The 443-nt window shown below is 36.1% G+C and carries 2 protein-coding genes; both read left to right on the top strand.

What is annotated here, in order from left to right:
* The coding region (locus NQ050_RS11070) for a MobC family plasmid mobilization relaxosome protein (protein WP_257039395.1) at positions 1–179 on the top strand (179 nt) is incomplete at its 5' end.
* Positions 161–443, top strand: a 283-nt coding sequence (locus NQ050_RS11065) for a relaxase/mobilization nuclease domain-containing protein (RefSeq protein ID WP_257039394.1), incomplete at its 3' end; no start/stop codon positions are given. The genes NQ050_RS11070 and NQ050_RS11065, both read left to right, overlap by 19 nt.

Below are 443 nucleotides of genomic sequence, written 5' to 3'. Positions count from 1 at the left end.
TTGATAAAGAAACGCGACAATCGATTGCCAAAGATTTAAGTATGTTGGGGGCAAACGCAAATCAAATTGCTAAATATTGCAACCAACATCAACATGAAGCACCAAACTATGAAGCATTAGAACGTAATGTTAAAGCACTTCGTGAAAGGCTTGATGAAATATGGCAACAACTAAACTAGGTAATACAAAATCGGCAAGTCGAGCGATCAATTACGCAGAAAAACGAGCAGTAGAAAAAAATGGCTTAAATTGTGATGTTGATTATGCTAAATCGGCGTTTAAACAAACTAGGGCTTTGTACGGTAAAGAAAATGGTGTTCAAGCACATACAATTATTCAATCATTTAAGCCTGGCGAAGTAACGCCAGAACAATGTAATCAATTAGGTTTAGAACTTGCAGAAAAAATTGCACCTAAACATCAAGTGGCAATCTATACACATG

The sequence above is a fragment of the Corynebacterium sp. 122RC1 genome, assembly GCF_024580955.1.
Lineage (GTDB): Bacteria > Actinomycetota > Actinomycetes > Mycobacteriales > Mycobacteriaceae > Corynebacterium > Corynebacterium kozikiae.
The sequence above is the reverse complement of the archived record's forward strand: the minus strand, read 5'-3'. Positions and strand labels throughout refer to the sequence as shown.